16 protein-coding genes are annotated in these 16,100 nt (G+C 38.5%); 9 read left to right on the top strand and 7 right to left on the bottom strand.

Going from position 1 to position 16,100, the window contains the following annotated elements:
• Positions 1 to 21 precede the first annotated feature (21 nt).
• Both AB3G38_RS20075 and AB3G38_RS20070 read left to right on the top strand, forming a co-directional pair.
• Positions 22 to 822 carry a (Fe-S)-binding protein gene (locus AB3G38_RS20075; protein WP_367865523.1) on the top strand — a complete coding sequence of 267 codons (801 nt, stop codon included), beginning with the start codon at positions 22 to 24 and terminating at the stop codon, positions 820 to 822.
• Entirely contained in the window at positions 812 to 1,651 is an 840-nt protein-coding gene (locus tag AB3G38_RS20070) for an MBL fold metallo-hydrolase (RefSeq protein WP_367865522.1), read from the top strand. The genes AB3G38_RS20075 and AB3G38_RS20070 overlap by 11 nt, the downstream gene beginning before the upstream one ends.
• Here the strand turns inward: AB3G38_RS20070 and AB3G38_RS20065 are convergent.
• Positions 1,575 to 2,051 carry a hypothetical protein gene (locus AB3G38_RS20065; protein ID WP_367865521.1) on the bottom strand — a complete coding sequence of 159 codons (477 nt, stop codon included), beginning with the start codon at positions 2,049 to 2,051 and terminating at the stop codon, positions 1,575 to 1,577. The two genes, AB3G38_RS20070 and AB3G38_RS20065, sit on opposite strands and share 77 nt — an antisense overlap.
• A gap of 51 nt (positions 2,052 to 2,102) precedes the next feature.
• Here AB3G38_RS20065 and AB3G38_RS20060 point away from each other — a divergent pair, with 51 nt between their 5' ends.
• Positions 2,103 to 2,582, top strand: coding sequence for an ABC transporter ATPase (locus AB3G38_RS20060; protein WP_367865520.1), 480 nt, complete (start codon positions 2,103 to 2,105; stop codon positions 2,580 to 2,582).
• A 30-nt stretch (positions 2,583 to 2,612) separates the two neighbouring features.
• Here the strand turns inward: AB3G38_RS20060 and mtgA are convergent, their stop codons facing one another.
• Positions 2,613 to 3,341 (bottom strand): monofunctional biosynthetic peptidoglycan transglycosylase, encoded by a 729-nt coding sequence (mtgA, locus tag AB3G38_RS20055; protein WP_367865519.1) that lies wholly within the window; start codon positions 3,339 to 3,341, stop codon positions 2,613 to 2,615.
• A 104-nt stretch (positions 3,342 to 3,445) separates the two neighbouring features.
• Here mtgA and tal point away from each other — a divergent pair, with 104 nt between their 5' ends.
• Both tal and AB3G38_RS20045 read left to right on the top strand, forming a co-directional pair.
• The gene (gene tal, locus AB3G38_RS20050) at positions 3,446 to 4,543 is read left to right on the top strand and encodes a transaldolase (protein ID WP_367865518.1); all 1,098 of its coding nucleotides are present in this window, start codon (positions 3,446 to 3,448) and stop codon (positions 4,541 to 4,543) included.
• Between the two features lie 35 nt (positions 4,544 to 4,578).
• Positions 4,579 to 4,872, top strand: a complete 294-nt coding sequence (locus AB3G38_RS20045) for a hypothetical protein (protein WP_367865517.1) — start codon at positions 4,579 to 4,581, stop codon at positions 4,870 to 4,872.
• A gap of 59 nt (positions 4,873 to 4,931) precedes the next feature.
• On the opposite strand, the gene rplI is transcribed toward AB3G38_RS20045, so the two are convergent.
• The 4 genes from rplI to AB3G38_RS20025 all read right to left on the bottom strand — a co-directional run bounded on the left by rplI (position 4,932) and on the right by AB3G38_RS20025 (position 8,583).
• Positions 4,932 to 5,375, bottom strand: a complete 444-nt coding sequence (gene rplI, locus AB3G38_RS20040; protein ID WP_068403319.1) for a 50S ribosomal protein L9 — start codon at positions 5,373 to 5,375, stop codon at positions 4,932 to 4,934.
• A 9-nt stretch (positions 5,376 to 5,384) separates the two neighbouring features.
• Positions 5,385 to 5,648 (bottom strand): 30S ribosomal protein S18, encoded by a 264-nt coding sequence (gene rpsR, locus AB3G38_RS20035; protein WP_008244392.1) that lies wholly within the window; start codon positions 5,646 to 5,648, stop codon positions 5,385 to 5,387.
• On the bottom strand, positions 5,648 to 6,010 hold the full coding sequence (rpsF, locus tag AB3G38_RS20030; RefSeq protein WP_037444035.1) for a 30S ribosomal protein S6: 363 nt from the start codon (positions 6,008 to 6,010) through the stop codon (positions 5,648 to 5,650). Before rpsF ends, rpsR begins: the two co-directional genes overlap by 1 nt.
• Before the next feature lie 164 nt (positions 6,011 to 6,174).
• Positions 6,175 to 8,583 (bottom strand): TonB-dependent receptor, encoded by a 2,409-nt coding sequence (locus tag AB3G38_RS20025; protein WP_367865516.1) that lies wholly within the window; start codon positions 8,581 to 8,583, stop codon positions 6,175 to 6,177.
• 262 nt (positions 8,584 to 8,845) lie between these two features.
• Here AB3G38_RS20025 and AB3G38_RS20020 point away from each other — a divergent pair, with 262 nt between their 5' ends.
• Positions 8,846 to 10,687 carry a DNA polymerase III subunit gamma/tau gene (locus AB3G38_RS20020; protein ID WP_367865515.1) on the top strand — a complete coding sequence of 614 codons (1,842 nt, stop codon included), beginning with the start codon at positions 8,846 to 8,848 and terminating at the stop codon, positions 10,685 to 10,687.
• On the opposite strand, the gene AB3G38_RS20015 is transcribed toward AB3G38_RS20020, so the two are convergent.
• Positions 10,679 to 11,104 carry a hypothetical protein gene (locus tag AB3G38_RS20015; protein WP_367865514.1) on the bottom strand — a complete coding sequence of 142 codons (426 nt, stop codon included), beginning with the start codon at positions 11,102 to 11,104 and terminating at the stop codon, positions 10,679 to 10,681. The genes AB3G38_RS20020 and AB3G38_RS20015 overlap by 9 nt on opposite strands.
• Positions 11,105 to 11,234: 130 nt before the next feature.
• On the opposite strand from AB3G38_RS20015, the gene AB3G38_RS20010 reads away from it, so the two are divergent.
• The 3 genes from AB3G38_RS20010 (at position 11,235) to AB3G38_RS20000 (ending at position 16,063) form a co-directional block, all read left to right on the top strand.
• Positions 11,235 to 12,470 carry an isocitrate dehydrogenase (NADP(+)) gene (locus AB3G38_RS20010; RefSeq protein ID WP_068403325.1) on the top strand — a complete coding sequence of 412 codons (1,236 nt, stop codon included), beginning with the start codon at positions 11,235 to 11,237 and terminating at the stop codon, positions 12,468 to 12,470.
• 218 nt (positions 12,471 to 12,688) lie between these two features.
• Positions 12,689 to 14,005: a sorbosone dehydrogenase family protein gene (locus tag AB3G38_RS20005; protein ID WP_367865513.1), complete on the top strand. Its 1,317-nt coding sequence runs from the start codon at positions 12,689 to 12,691 to the stop codon at positions 14,003 to 14,005.
• Positions 14,006 to 16,063, top strand: coding sequence for a TonB-dependent receptor (locus tag AB3G38_RS20000; RefSeq protein ID WP_367865512.1), 2,058 nt, complete (start codon positions 14,006 to 14,008; stop codon positions 16,061 to 16,063).
• Positions 16,064 to 16,100 lie beyond the last annotated feature (37 nt).

Below are 16,100 nucleotides of genomic sequence, written 5' to 3'. Positions count from 1 at the left end.
ATCTATTACTCAAGCTGAATAATGAGCGAGAAACTAAATATAGAAGTGCCTACTATGGCAGAAATGATTGCCAGGGGTGAAGAACCTGAAATTTTATTCTGGGTAGGCTGTGCAGGTAGTTATGATGAACGCGCACAAAAAACAACCCGGGATATTTGCAAAATCCTTCACCATGTAGGCATTAAATATGCCGTATTGGGAACAGAGGAAAGCTGTACAGGCGATCCTGCTAAACGTGCTGGAAATGAATTCCTGTTCCAGATGCAGGCGATGACCAATATCGAGGTATTGAATGGTTACCATATCAAAAAAATCGTAACTGGCTGTCCGCATTGCTTCAATACCATCAAAAATGAATATCCGGGTTTAGGTGGTAATTATGAAGTTATTCACCATACTCAGCTGATTCAGGACCTGATCAACGAGGGCAAGCTGAAAGCTGAAGGAGGCGAAAGTTTTAAAGGTAAAAAAATCACTTATCATGACCCTTGCTATTTAGGCCGTGGTAATGGTATATATGAAGCACCCAGAAAAGCATTAGAGGTTCTGGATGCACAACTGGTGGAAATGAAACGTTGCAAGTCTAATGGTCTTTGCTGCGGTGCAGGTGGTGCGCAGATGTTCAAAGAACCAGAAAAAGGAAACAAAGACATCAATATCGAGAGAATAGAAGAAGCATTGGAAACTAATCCAAGTATTATTGCAGCAGGTTGTCCTTTCTGTATGACTATGCTTAGTGATGGTGTTAAAATGAAAGATCAGAATCAAAATGTCCAGGTATTAGATATTGCAGAAATTACCGTACGAGCAAATGGGTTGTAATCCCCTTTTTATTACCTCGATAAATTCTGGCAGTAATGGCAATTGTTATTACGTAGGTAATGCACAGGAGGCCGTACTGATCGACGCCGGAATATCCTGCCGGGAAACCGAAAAACGGATGCTGCGTCTGGGTTTATCTATGGGCAAGGTGAAAGCTATCTTCATCTCGCACGAACATGGTGACCACATCCGTGGTTTAACTGTAATGGCGAAAAAATATCGTATTCCGGTTTATATCACTCCCGGAACAATTGGTAACAGCAAGCTGGAACTACCAGAAGATTTAATCCATTCATTCTTTAGCCACCAGGTAATCCAGATCGGATCATTGCAGGTCACTTGTTTTCCTAAAATTCATGATGCAGCAGAACCACATAGCTTCATGGTTTCGTGCGGGGACATTAAAGTTGGCGTGTTTACCGATCTTGGTGTAGTCTGCGAACAGCTTACCCTGCATTTCAAACAATGTGATGCAGCTTTTCTGGAAGCGAATTATGATGAAGATCTTTTACATCATGGTAATTATCCCTATTACCTCAAAAAAAGGATTAGTGATGGTTTTGGTCACCTGAGCAACAAACAAGCCTTAGAACTGTTCACAACATCCCGCCCGGCCAAGCTGACACACCTGTTGCTTTCACATTTATCAAAAGACAATAACAATCCAGGTTTAGTAGAAAATCTGTTCAAAGAACACGCACAGGATACGGTAATTGTTGTTGCTTCGCGCGATATGGAAACTCCGGTATTTACTATTGGCGGACCTTCCGGCTCATCTGCTGGAATTTCTCCATTAGCTGATTCAACTCCTCTGGTTCAATATTCTTAAGTGGTATGGCCATAAAAGTGGCCATGCTATCAATATCATTACCTTTTGTATCATTATAAGTCTGCACAATAACATCGTCCCCCTTGGTACGTAAAATTAAGCTCCCGGATTGTGCTGTCCCGGCATAATCCAAATCCTTGTATTTTAAAAAGTTAAAAGAGAAATATTCTATCTTTCCATTGTTAAAAAAACATTTATAACGACAGAATCCACTGTTAGTAATCCGTAGTTCGTACTTCTTTATACTCCCTCCTTTAGCTTCTTTATTGTAGTGATCTTCTAATTTTTGCTGAACATATATCGCTTCTTCTTCTGTTGGGCTATAGGATGAAAAGGAAAGAAAAACAGTACATAACAGCGTATAAGCACTAATTTTCAAGAAGATTGTAAACTTTTTCATCTCAATTGCTATTTGGGTAAATCAATTTAAATAAAATGTTAAATTTGTGATATGAGTTTTTCTCCACAATCAAAAGTTTGGATCTATCAGAGCGATCGTGAATTCAGTGACCAGGAGGTTAGTGCAATTCAACAACAATTGGACGGTTTTACTGCACAATGGAAAGCCCATGGCCACCAGTTACAGGCAAAAGCAGAAATCAGGTACAATTATTTTATTATTTTCACCGTAGATGAAGCCACAGCTGGTGCTACTGGTTGTTCTATTGATGCTTCAGTACGCATCATTAAGGGAATTGAAACTGAATATGGAGCCGATTTATTCAATCGCTTTAATATGGCTTACAAAGTTGACGATAAAGTAATTGTTGTCAATAAGGAAGATTTCGAAACACTGATCAGCATTAAGCATGTAACCCCGGATTCTATTGTATTTAACAATATGGTTCAGACATTGGAAGATTTCCAGACGAAATGGGAAGTTCCTTTCAAAGATAGCTGGCACAATAAAGTTTTCGCGGATTTACTTTAACCCGCGAAAACCTTATGATCAGCACCAGACTTACTTAAATTTTAGAGGTCCAAGGTTTCTTATATTTCTCATAATCAGATATTGCCTGTGTCTGATATATAATGTTGGATGTAAAGGCGTCCAGCGTAATGGATTAGGGAAACAGGCTACAATCAATGCTGCTTCTGATCTGTTCAGATTTCTGCATGATTTTCCGTAATAACTTTGTGAAGCGGCTTCCGCACCATATATTCCATCTCCCATTTCAATCACATTCAGATACACTTCCAATATCCGCTGTTTGCTCCACATCATTTCAATCAATACCGTAAAGTAGGCTTCAAAACCTTTACGTACCCAGGATCTTCCGGGCCACAAAAATACATTTTTAGCGGTTTGCTGTGAGATCGTGCTCCCACCTTTAACTTTAGTGCTATCTCCTTTATTAGCACTATATGCCCTGCCAATAGCTTTCATATCAAAACCCCAGTGGTGAACAAATTTCTGGTCTTCACCAGCAATAGCCGCACGCTTAATCTGGTCTGACATTTCACTGAGTTTTACCCAGTCTTTCTCTGTTTTAAAAGTCTTTCCATCAGACTTGCGTTCAATATTGCGCAAGATCATCAGAGACGTAAAAGGCGGATTAATGAACCGGTAAGCCAAAACCCAGAGGATTGTACTCAGGAAAAACCACAAAATACATTTCCCTATTAATATTGGTAAATTCCTGAAGTCGAATTTTCTCTTTTTAGTGTTTTTGCCACGTTTTACAGCCATTGCTCAAAGGTAAATAAAAATAGAGATTTGTCATGTCAGTGCATATATTTAAAGCAGAATAAACATTCAGTGTATTTACTTGTTTTTAATTAAAACAATACAATATGGAAGCGAATAAAGTAAAAAAAATACACGATTATGGTCAAAGTATCTGGCTGGACTTTATTGACCGTGACATTATCAAATCTGGCAAATTAAAAGAACTGATTGAAATTGATGGCGTGAGGGGGCTAACTTCTAATCCGGCTATATTTGAAAAAGCGATTAGCAGCAGCTCTGATTATGATGCTGATATAGCTGAGCTCTCAAAAGAGAAAATAAGTAACGAAGATATTTTTTACCGTCTTGCAATTAAAGACATCCAGCAGGCAGCAGATTTATTATTGCCGGTATATAATGAAGAAGTAGAAGGTGCGGATGGTTATGCAAGCCTGGAGGTTTCCCCACTCCTGGCACTAGATACCGAAGGAACAATTAAGCAGGCCTTACACCTTTGGAAAGAAGTAAACCGCAAAAATGTGATGATTAAGATTCCTGGTACTCAACCAGGTTTAGCAGCCATTAAGAAATCAATCTCTGAAGGACTGAATATCAATGTGACCTTACTATTTGGTCTGGAGCGCTATAAACAAGTAACAGATGCTTATCTGGAAGGATTGGAAGAACGTGCAGCAAGAAATGAGAGTATTAAAGATATTGCATCAGTGGCCAGCTTCTTTTTAAGCCGGATAGATGTACTCGTTGATCCTATCCTGGAAGAAAAACATCTGGGGGAATTAAAGGGCGAAGTTGCCATCGCTTCTGCAAAAAAAGCATATGAGATCTATCAGCAGGTTTTCAGTGGAGAAAGATGGGAAAAACTAGCTGCCCTTGGCGCTAAACCTCAGCGTTTGCTTTGGGCAAGTACAAGTAGTAAAAATCCTGCTTTTAAGGATACTAAATATGTAGAAGCGCTGATTGGCCCCAATACAGTAGATACCATCCCTATGGAAACGCTGGAAGCTTACCGCGATCATGGTGACCCGGAAAGCCGCCTTGAAATTGATCTTGATGGCGCATCTGCTATACTGGCACAATTACGTCATGAAGATATTGATCTGGCCAAACTTACCCAGCAGCTGGAGGATGAAGGGATAGAAAAATTCAATGCTCCTTATGAGAAATTATTAAATGCAATTGAAAAGCAAAAACAATTGGCTTAATAGCTAGATTTGCGATTACATTCAGATCAAAAAAAATGAAGTTTACAGCATCAAGGCTCTCAGAGGGAAACAAGGTTTTTCCGGCAGAAATCTATTTAGAAGAAAACAGTATTGAAATAAAGGTACCAGGTTTATTTAGCGGAGACTCTAAATATCTGAATTACGAAGATATTACTTCGATTGAGGTTGACTCTCCAATGATTGGATTTGCGACTTTACGCTTATTTGTGAATGGCAATAAAGTAGAAATTCACGGTTTCTCTAAAAAAGACATCAAAGAGATCCGGAAATTAATTGATGAAAACAGATCTAAAAGAAGAAGAATTTAAAGCATAAAAAAAGCGTTCCGATAACCGGAACGCTTTTTTTATATTCGTTTAAGATGAGATTACTCAGCTACAACTGCGAAAGGAACTTTAACTTTCACTTCTTTGTGTAAGTTTAAGTTAGCGATATATTCACCAACAAATTTAGGTTCAGTTTCGAAAGTGATACGGCGACGGTCAACATCAAAACCTTGTTGTTTTAATGCATCAGCAATCATAATAGTGTTTACTGCACCAAAGATTTTACCAGTTTCACCAGCTTTAGCACCGATACTCAATTTAACATCAGCTAAACGAGTTGCGATACCTTCAGCATCTTTCTTAATTTTATCTTGTTTAAACGCTGCTTGTTTTAAGTTCTCTGCTAATACTTTTTTAGCAGATGGAGTAGCTAAAGCACCGAATCCTTGTGGGATAAGGTAGTTACGTCCGTAACCTGGCTTTACGTTTACAATATCATCTTTCTCTCCAAGAGATTTGATGTCCTGTTTTAATATAATTTCCATGTTCAGCTCTTATTTTAATTGGTCAGCAACGAAAGGTAACAAACCAATGTGGCGAGAACGTTTAACCGCTTGAGCCACTTTACGTTGAAATTTCAATGAAGTACCGGTTAAGCGGCGGGGTAAAATTTTACCCTGATCATTGATGAATTTTAACAAAAAGTTTGCGTCTTTATAATCAATATATTTAATACCATTCTTTTTGAAACGGCAATATTTTTTTCTGTTATCGTCCACTTTTGGAGCGGTAACATATTGTATCTGATCTTTAGCCATTATGCTGCAGCCTCCTCTTTCTTAGGTTTTTTGTTAAAAGCACCACTGCGTTTCTTCTCATTATAAGCAACCGCGTGACGGTCTAATCTAATGGTAAGGAAACGAAGAACACGCTCATCGCGTTTTAGTTCTAATTCCAATTTGTTAATTAATTCACCTGAAGATTTGTATTCTGTAAGGTGGAAAAATCCGCTTGCTTTTTTTTCAATCGGATACGCTAATTTTCTCAAACCCCAATTGTCCTCTTGAACAATTTCGGCACCGCTGTCAGTGATGATTTTGCTGAATTTCGCTAATGCTTCTTTCGCAACTTCTTCTGACAACAACGGGGTTAGAACGATAACAGTTTCGTACTGATTCATTGTTATGATTATTTTATGTTAAATCCTGTGTTAAACAGGGATGCAAACTTAGGAATAATTTTCTACAATTCAAAACATTTAAAGCTTGCCAAACAGGTAATTAACACTAATCCGGTAGCGTTGCCTATTAATATCGTAATTCGTAACCTTTTGAAAATTCAATGCTAAAATGAACAAATTACTTTAACGCCAATACTTCTTCCCATTCCCTGTATCCCGTTATATCCATTCGGTGAATGCTCATCATATTCAAAATATTTGAGTCTGCTTAAATTAGATTGATAAGTCTCATTCCATAAATTGTTGACCTGTACCTGCACTTGCAGCGGATGTTTTTTTGAATAATTAATTGTTGCTCCGGCAGCTACATTAAAAAGCAAATAAGATGAAGTGGCAGTTTCTGTATTATTCAGTGCTAAATAGCGATCCTGCGCTCCATTATATTCAGCTTCTGCTCTGAAATTCATTCCTGAAACCAGTTTGGAATTAAGTTTGATATCCTGACTGATGCTGCTCAATAACCGTAAAGGTGGAATTAGGGGTAAATACTCCCCACCTGTCTTCTTATCTTTATATATCGCTTTCCTATTAAATCCATAAATCATAGAAAGTGAATTATCAAATGAAAATCCTTTCCACGATTCCGGATGAAGATTAAATGTGGTTTCAAACCCATATAGCTGCGCAGATGACTGCTGATACTGATAAGTTTTATCTCCCTGTGCGCTGACAATCGGATTTCCACCCCCATCAAGCAGCTGGCTTAAATAAATATAATTTTGTATATTATTATTGAAAATACTAAATGACATAGATAAGTCTTTCAGTGTAATATCTGCACCAATATCTTCCTGTAAAGAGAACTCAGGTTTGAAATCCCGGTTTCCCAAATAAATAATATGTGCACCAGGATCCAACCCATTAGAAGCAAATTCTGTAATACTCGGCGCACGATATCCTCTGGCAATATTAGCTTTTAAACTAACCTGATCATTTAATTGATAAGTAGTTCCTAAACTTAATGAGATCCCTCCGAAAGATTTGTTAAAAGCAGGGAATTGCAAATTTGCCTTTGCATCTTCAGCAGGCGAAACATGCTGACCAAAACCCGTCTGTGCATTGGTTGAAGTATAAAAATCATTTGCCTTTAAATAACGCAGATCAGACCTGATCCCACCTCCGATCGTCCAGCTTTCATATTTCCATTTGGCAAACAGATAAGCTCCTGCATCAAACAAACTATAATCCGGAATCGGGAAATCTGTTGCATTCTTATTTAAATTATTCTGATACATCCCATTTACACCGAAAGTGAATTCAGTATTTAATATTTTAGGCGCATTGTATTTTACGCCGTAATTTAGGGTATTTAACCTGACAAACATACCCGCCTGATCTGGCATTGTCGGGTGATTATATTCTCTGCGAATGTTTTGCTGAAAACCTAACATCACATCAATATCCCCTTCACCAACCGTATAATGATTATTACTATAAATACGGTAATGTTGAATATGCTGATGTAAAGGACTCATTGCATAAGAATTTAACAGCGCATCAGAAACAATGGGACGGTTCTTAATCTCATCCAGGTCTCCCTCATAAATTTGATGTGTAAATTTTCTGGTGAGCGAATCACGGCTGCCATCAGGAATTCCCTGAATATTATCGTAAAGAGTCAGGTTAAGTGTGGAATTACCTTTACTGGTCTGATAACGAACGGTACCAGAAGCATTTGTTTCTCTGAATCCTGTGTTATAGACCCTTCCATCGATTGCGTTACTATAATTTTTGGCGATGCGATAAGAACCGCGCAGTGCAAAAGACCAATGATTTTTCGAATAAAACAATCCTATTCCATTTCCAATCAAGCCATTATTACTCTGATATTCAGATAAGACCTTCCCATGTAAAAGACCATCATCAATTCCAGGCATAGCGGACATCAGGCTGACCACACCAGCAAGTGCATCACTGCCATACATCAAACTTGCCGGCCCCTTGATGACTTCAGAACGTTCAATATTATAGGCATCGACCTCAATACCATGTTCATCTCCCCATTGCTGACCTTCCTGACGAATTCCATCATATAACGTCAGCACCCTGTTGTAACCAAGTCCTCTGATAAAAGGTTTCGAAATATTGGGTCCTGTTTTTACGGCATTAAGTCCAGGAACATTTCTCACCAGTACATCTATAATATTACTTTCTGAAGATTGTTCTATCTTCTTTTTAGAAACAGATACAATAGGAACCGGATTTTCTTTCGTAAGGGTTGCTCTGGAAACACCTGTTACAACAACTTCATTCAGCGCATCCGACTTTGTAGCTAATAATATTTCATAATATTTTTTATTGGTATCTATTGATATCGAGTCTGGTTTATATCCGAGGTAAGAAATTAAAAGTTTTCCACCATTTTTTTGCTGAGGAACAGCTAATTTGAATTTCCCCTGCTGATCAGCAACAGCAGATCTTTTAGAATTTTTGAGTTTTATAGTACTTCCCCCGATAGCTTCATTGCTATTGACATCTTTAATTACACCGGAAATTTCTATGTCCTGCGCCATGCTCTTAAGAGAAAATAGCAGAAACAAAATGAGCAACAATCGTTTAAATATTAGTTTTAGCATAATCGTAATGTAGTCTTAGTTTCAGCAAATCTAACAAATTAGATTAAACTAATTTTAATAATTATACATTTCTAAAAATAAAACACAAAGAAGCTAATTCTAATCAAAACTCAGGATGGCGGCTATAATCATATCTGGTTCATTTTATTTTGTTCAAAATCCCCTCTGCTCCATAAAAATTTTATAATTTCGCAGTGAAATGGAAAATTTTATTGTCTCGGCCCGTAAGTATCGTCCAGCAACGTTTGAAACCGTTGTAGGGCAAAATCACATTACCGGAACTTTAAAAAATGCGATTAAAAATAATCAGCTGGCCCAGGCATTCCTTTTTTGCGGACCAAGGGGGGTAGGTAAAACAACCTGTGCAAGGATCCTTGCGAAAACAATTAACTGTACCAATTTAACCAGTGAGGTTGAAGCCTGCGGAACCTGCGAATCATGTGTTTCATTTCAAACTGGTCATTCTTTCAACTTTCATGAACTGGATGCCGCATCTAATAATTCAGTTGACGATATACGTAGCCTGATTGAACAGGTTCGTATCCCGCCACAAGCTGGTAAATACAAAATTTATATTATAGATGAGGTTCACATGCTTTCTGCAAATGCATTTAATGCGTTTCTGAAAACATTGGAAGAACCACCTTCTTATGCCATATTTATACTGGCAACAACAGAAAAACATAAAATCTTACCAACCATCCTTTCGCGTTGTCAGATTTTTGACTTCAACAGGATCCAGGTAGATGACATTTCCAGTCACCTGAATAAGATTGCTATCCGTGAACAAATTACTGTAGAAGCAGACGGGCTGCATATTATTGCCCAAAAAGCAGATGGTGGTTTACGGGATGCATTATCGATGTTTGACCAGATTGTAAGTTATACCAATAAAAACCTGACTTATAAAGCTGTAATCGACAACCTCAATATTCTGGATTATGATTACTATTTCAAGTTAACAGCATACCTTAACAATGCAGAGGTAAGTTTAGCACTCGTATTATTTGATGAAATTCTGAACAATGGTTTTGATGGGAATAATTTCATCAATGGACTTGCAAGCCATCTGCGGAATTTATTAGTCAGCAAAGATCCGCAAACAGTAAAACTACTGGAGGTTAGCGAAAATATTAAACAGAAATATATCACGCAAAGTCAGCAGATACAAGTATCGTTTATTCTTACGGCACTCAACTTAGCTAACCAGTGTGATCTTACCTATAAAAACAGCAAGAATCAGCGGCTGCAAGTTGAACTGGCATTGATCAAGATGTGTCATATTCCGTCAGTCCTGCAACTCGCACAACTACCCCATAGCATCTCTACAACAGCAACTGACACAGATCAGACTAAAAAAAAAACTGATGTAAAAACTGCACCCGCAGTGCATGTGGAAAGGCCTGAGCCTCTGCCACCTCCTGCAGGAATGACTGCTAAACCTGTAGAAACACCTGTTAAGGCTATTCCATCAATACCACCAGTTATCCCGGCTGAGGCTGGCCGCGTTTCAGTAACTCCTAACCTTAATTCTGTCAATAAGATTGCATTAAAACCTAATCCTTTAGGAAATGTGGCAGGAGGAACGCTGATTCCATCCCTTACAGCACTTACAAATGCAAACGGCGGTATAGAGAGTGATGAACCAAAATTTGTATTCGGTGAAGAGAAAGAACCATTTACCCATGAGGAGCTGATGGTACTGTGGAAAGAGTATATACAAAAGGTTAAGGAAGAAAATAAAATTAACTTCTATACCATTCTTACTACGAATGATCCGGAGTTAACCAGTCCTGAACAAATTACAGTATCTATTACTAACCTTGCTCAGGAAAGTATCCTTCAGAATGAACTGGTAGAATTTCTGAATTTCCTGAGAACAAGGCTAAAGAATTACAGTGTAGGAATCGTTACTAAAAGGGTAGAAAATAAAATTGAAAACCGATTATATACCAGCATCGAAAAATACCATTACCTTTTAGAAAAGAATCCTAAACTGGAAGACATGCGTAAACGCCTTAATCTGGATCTGTTACCTTAATTCAGGTTCATCATTTTTAGGATATCCTTCTTCATCCAGATCTGTACGTTCATCTTCTGGTGTTCTGGCTAAAAGTTCGTCCTCAGCATTGACCTCCACAATATTTCCATGGTCAATATGCATTCCCTGGTTATCCAGTTCAGCTTTTCGCTTTTCTGCCCAGGTCGCATATTCGTCACCTATATATGGATTAGCTTCATCATAATCGGAATTCTCGTCTCCGCCATTCTCAGCTGTAGTATCATATGGAAGCGGATGATCATAATCCTTATCCGGTCCTTTGACATCAAGCTCATAACTATTTTTCTCTTTGTCAAAAGATAACTGGTTAAAATCTTTTGTCTCTCCTAAGTCAGAATTATGAAGTTTATCTCCAGATCCTTTACCTTCACCTGCATTATTTGCGTCTGTAACCATAGCTTAATATTTTTATGTCAATATAACGTTACTTAATCTTCATTTGTTTTGGTAATTTACGCGAAAATGAGGCTATAAACTCAAAATTTATATCTTTGTTTTTTTATAAAGTTAAAATTGAAACCATAATATGTCTGTACAAAAAATTAAAGTAGACCAGCCAGTTGTAGAGTTAGATGGTGATGAGATGACCCGTATCATCTGGAAATTCATTAAGGATAAACTGATTTTACCTTATCTTGATCTTGATATTAAATATTATGATCTTGGTATAGAATACCGTGATGAGACAAACGATCAGGTAACTATTGATTCAGCTGAAGCCATTAAAAAATACGGTGTAGGTATTAAATGTGCTACCATTACTCCTGATGAAGACCGCGTAAAAGAATTTAATTTAAAACAAATGTGGAAATCACCAAACGGAACCATCCGTAATATCTTAGATGGTACTGTTTTCCGTGAGCCAATTGTAATGAGCAATGTTCCTCGTTTAGTACCAAACTGGACTGCACCGATCTGTATCGGCCGTCATGCTTTTGGTGACCAGTACCGTGCTACTGATTTAGTAACTAAAGGTAAAGGTAAATTAACGCTGACATTCACTCCGGAAGATGGTGGTGAGGTTCAGTCATTTGATGTATACAACTTCCAGGGCGATGGTGTTGCCTTAGCCATGTATAACACTGATGAGAGTATCCGTGGTTTTGCACATGCTTGTTTCAACCAGGCATTAATCAAAAAATGGCCTTTATACCTTTCTACAAAAAACACTATTCTTAAAAAATACGATGGTCGTTTCAAAGATATCTTCCAGGAGATTTATGAAAATGACTTCTTAGCTAAATTTAAAGAAGCAGGTATTACTTATGAGCACCGTTTGATCGATGACATGGTAGCTTCTGCCTTGAAATGGAATGGTAACTTTGTTTGGGCTTGTAAAAACTATGACGGAGATGTTCAATCTGATACAGTTGCACAAGGATTTGGTTCATTAGGTTTAATGACTTCAGTATTAGTTACTCCAGATGGAAAAACTATGGAAGCTGAAGCAGCGCATGGTACAGTGACTCGTCACTACCGTGATCACCAGGCTGGTAAACCAACTTCTACAAATCCTATTGCTTCTATCTTTGCATGGACAAGAGGATTGGAATTCCGTGGAGTATTAGATAATAACCAACCATTAATTAACTTCTGTCACGCTTTAGAGCAGGTTTGTATTGAAACTGTTGAAAGTGGTAAAATGACTAAAGATTTAGCTGTTTGTATCCATGGTAACAAAGTAGAACATGGTAAACACTACTTATATACTGAAGAATTCTTAGCTGCAATTGATGAGAACTTACAATCTAAACTAGCTTAATTACTGAGGTAGTCTAATTTTTATTTTAAAAGTCCTGTTCTTCATTGAGCAGGACTTTTTTTTTACTACCGCACAGTTAAAACAATTTTAATAGCTAAATTCACAACTACATTGAACTATATATTTTCCTGAAACATCTTTTCAATTAACTTGTTAACAAAATAGCTTTCGCAAGCTGCTGAAGATTATAAAATATATAAACCAAAAACCATATTCCAATGAAAAGATATCTGCTGCTGCTGAGTACTGTCCCATTTATGCTTTCTTGTAATTCACAGACAAAAAAGAGTACAATAAAGACAGATACAACTACGAATGATAGTACTACAAATGCGTTAAACCTTCCGGCACCAGATACCGGTGCTTCAAAAACCAAATTCAGCAAAGTTATAGGCTGGCCGGCAGATAAAACACCTGTAGCACCAGCAGGATTTACAGTGACGCGGTTCGCAGGAAATATTAAAAGTCCAAGAAATATTTATGTTGCCCCCAATGGTGATATACTGGTTGTACTTTCCAATTCTGAGCGTAATACTAAAGAGAAAATTGCCAATGCACTGAGTGGTAAAGCTCAAGCAGAAGTAAGTGGTTCAAGTGCAAACACAGTACTGTTGTTCAGGGACACCAATAAAGATGGTAAATTTGATTTACAGACAACATTTTTATCCGGGCTTGATCAACCTTATGGGGTATTGATTATTGGTAATTCATTTTACGTAGCCAATACTGATGGTCTTTATGTATACCCTTATCAAACAGGCGACACCAAAATTACCGGAAAAGGCAAAAAGATTGTGGAACTGCCCGCTGGTGGTTATAACAATCACTGGACGAGAAATCTGATTACAAATGCTGATCATTCCAAAATCTATATTACAGTAGGATCCGGAAGTAATGCAGGAGAGAATGGTATGGAACATGAAGTGCGCCGGGCGAATATACTGGAAGTAAATCCTGATGGGACAGGCGAAAAAATATATGCTGCAGGATTAAGAAATCCGGTAGGTGTAGCCTGGGCCCCTGTTACCAATGCCTTATGGACAGCAGTAAATGAACGCGATGGTCTTGGAGACGATCTTGTACCTGATTATATTACCAGTGTTAAACCAGGTGGATTTTATGGCTGGCCATATTCTTATTACGGGCAAAATGAAGACCCGAGATTGAAAGGTCAGCATCCCGAACTGGTTAAATCTGCTCTTGTTCCGGATTTAGCAGTTGGTTCACATACTGCATCTTTAGGACTGGCATTTTACACCGCTAAAAAGTTTCCGGAAAAATATCAGGGCGGAGCTTTCATTGGCCAGCACGGCTCATGGAACCGATCAGTATTAGCAGGTTATAAAGTCGCTTTTGTCCCTTTTAAAAACGGCAAACCAACCGGAAAATCAGAAGATTTCCTAACGGGTTTCATCGCCGATCAAAGCAAAGGCGAAGTTTATGGCCGTCCCGTTGGTGTAGCCGTTGCTAATGATGGTGCTCTATTGGTTGCAGATGATGTAAGTGGTGTGGTTTGGAGAGTGGCAGCCAGGTAGATGAAACAATTGATTACACTTCCGCTTCTGGTATTAACTTTAACAGGCTTTAGTCAGATTAAACCAGATACGACGAAGAAACTTGAAGAGGTCATTATTCGTCCTTATTTTTCTGCACAGCCCTTGTTAAGAACAACAGGGGCTGTTGCTATTTTAGACAAAAAAGCGCTGGACCGGCAACCTAACAGCTCCTTAGTCACTGCTGTAAATACGATATCAGGAGTGCGCATGGAGGAACGTTCTCCGGGGAGCTACAGGTTATCTATAAGGGGAAGTTTATTACGCTCTCCTTTTGGCATCAGGAATGTGAAGATCTACTTTGATGAATTTCCATTAACTGATGCAGGGGGCAACAGCTACCTGAATGCGCTGGACTTGTCTGGTATACAAAATATTCAAATTCTGAAAGGTCCTCAAAGCAGTATTTATGGCGCTAATTCCGGAGGAGTTGTATTAATTGCACCCAATACTATTGCGACAGACAGTACCCAGCTTTCATTAAATCTTACAGGCGGTTCATTTGGTTTGTTCCACGAGAACCTGAACCTTGGTCAAAGGTGGAAAAACTACACCCTTAACATTAACCAGTCTTACCAGCGAAGTGATGGTTTCCGTGACCACAGCAAGATGGAAAGGAAATACTTACAAGTACATCAAAAATGGGATTATACCCCAAAATCAAATCTGACTGCTTTATTATTTTATAGTGATTTACAATATGAAACCCCGGGAGGATTAACAGCAGCAGAGTATGAATTAAACCCACGGGCATCAAGGCCGGCATTTGGAAAAACCAGAAGTCCGGCAGAACAGCAAGCAGGGATTTACAGCAAAACCTTGTATGCAGGTGTGACGAACAACTGGCAATTAAATTCACAGTTTAAACATGTGCTTTCTGCCTTCACTTCTTATACAGATTTCAAAAACCCATTCCTCACAAACTATGAGCATCGTAAAGAATTCACCATTGGAATTCGAACATATGTGGAATACTTTAAAAAATCAGAAGATATAACGTGGAGATTCAATTTAGGTTTAGAGGCCGCCAAAACAGCTTCAAACATCGAAAACAGGGATAATGACTACGGAACACCAGGTAATCTACAAGCTTCAGACCGCCTAAAAGCAATGACTGATTTTAGTTATGCACATTTAAATGTGGATATCTTTCAGAAACTGTTGCTGGAATTATCGGTCAGTGGAAACTGGTACCAATACAAATATGAGCGTAGAGCTCCGGTTGCTGACGCTCAAAAAACTAAAAATTTTGACTTGCAGTTTATGCCAAGAGCAGCACTCTCCTATTTGCTGAACAAAGAGCTGTCGTTGCGCGGATCTGTTAGCCGTGGATATTCACCACCCACCCTTGCCGAAATCAGAGCCTCGGACAATGTGATCAATGTTGACTTACAGCCAGAGAGCGGATGGAATTATGAAACAGGAATCAGATACGAGATAGAAAACCGCAGGCTATCCCTCGATCTCAATAGCTTTTACTACCAGTTAAAAAATGCTATAGTCCGGAGATTAAATGAAAACGGGACAGAGTTTTTCATCAATGCAGGTGGAACAAAACAATGGGGACTGGAAGCCGCAGCCTCGGTATGGCTGATTCTGCCAAATAAAAATACTACAATAAGAGGACTATCAATTAAAAGTGCCTATACGCTTAGCCGTTTTAAATTCGATCATTACCTGGATCGTACAGTAGATCTGTCCGGGAAAGATCTTACCGGTGTGCCAAAAAATGTTATCGTTACCTCGATAGACCTGCAATTACCAAAAGGATTTTATTTTTTCCTTCAGCACAACTATACTTCAAGAATTCCGCTTACTGATGCCAATACCGTTTATGCCAGAGCCTATCACCTGGTACAAAGTAAAATCGGGTGGAAAGAACTGCATATCGCAAATACCCGGGTAGAAATCTTTGCCGGAGCAGAAAACCTGCTCAATCAAAACTACAGTCCTGGCAATGACCTGAATGCTGCCGGAGGACGGTACTTCAATCCTGCCGCTACAAGAAGTTTCTATGCCGGACTAAATATTCATTTCTAAAAAATCCCCTCTAACTCCATCAGTCAGAGGGAATAGT

It is taken from the genome of Pedobacter sp. WC2423 (genome assembly GCF_040822065.1).
Lineage (GTDB): Bacteria > Bacteroidota > Bacteroidia > Sphingobacteriales > Sphingobacteriaceae > Pedobacter.
This window is presented reverse-complemented; position numbering and strand designations above follow the sequence as displayed.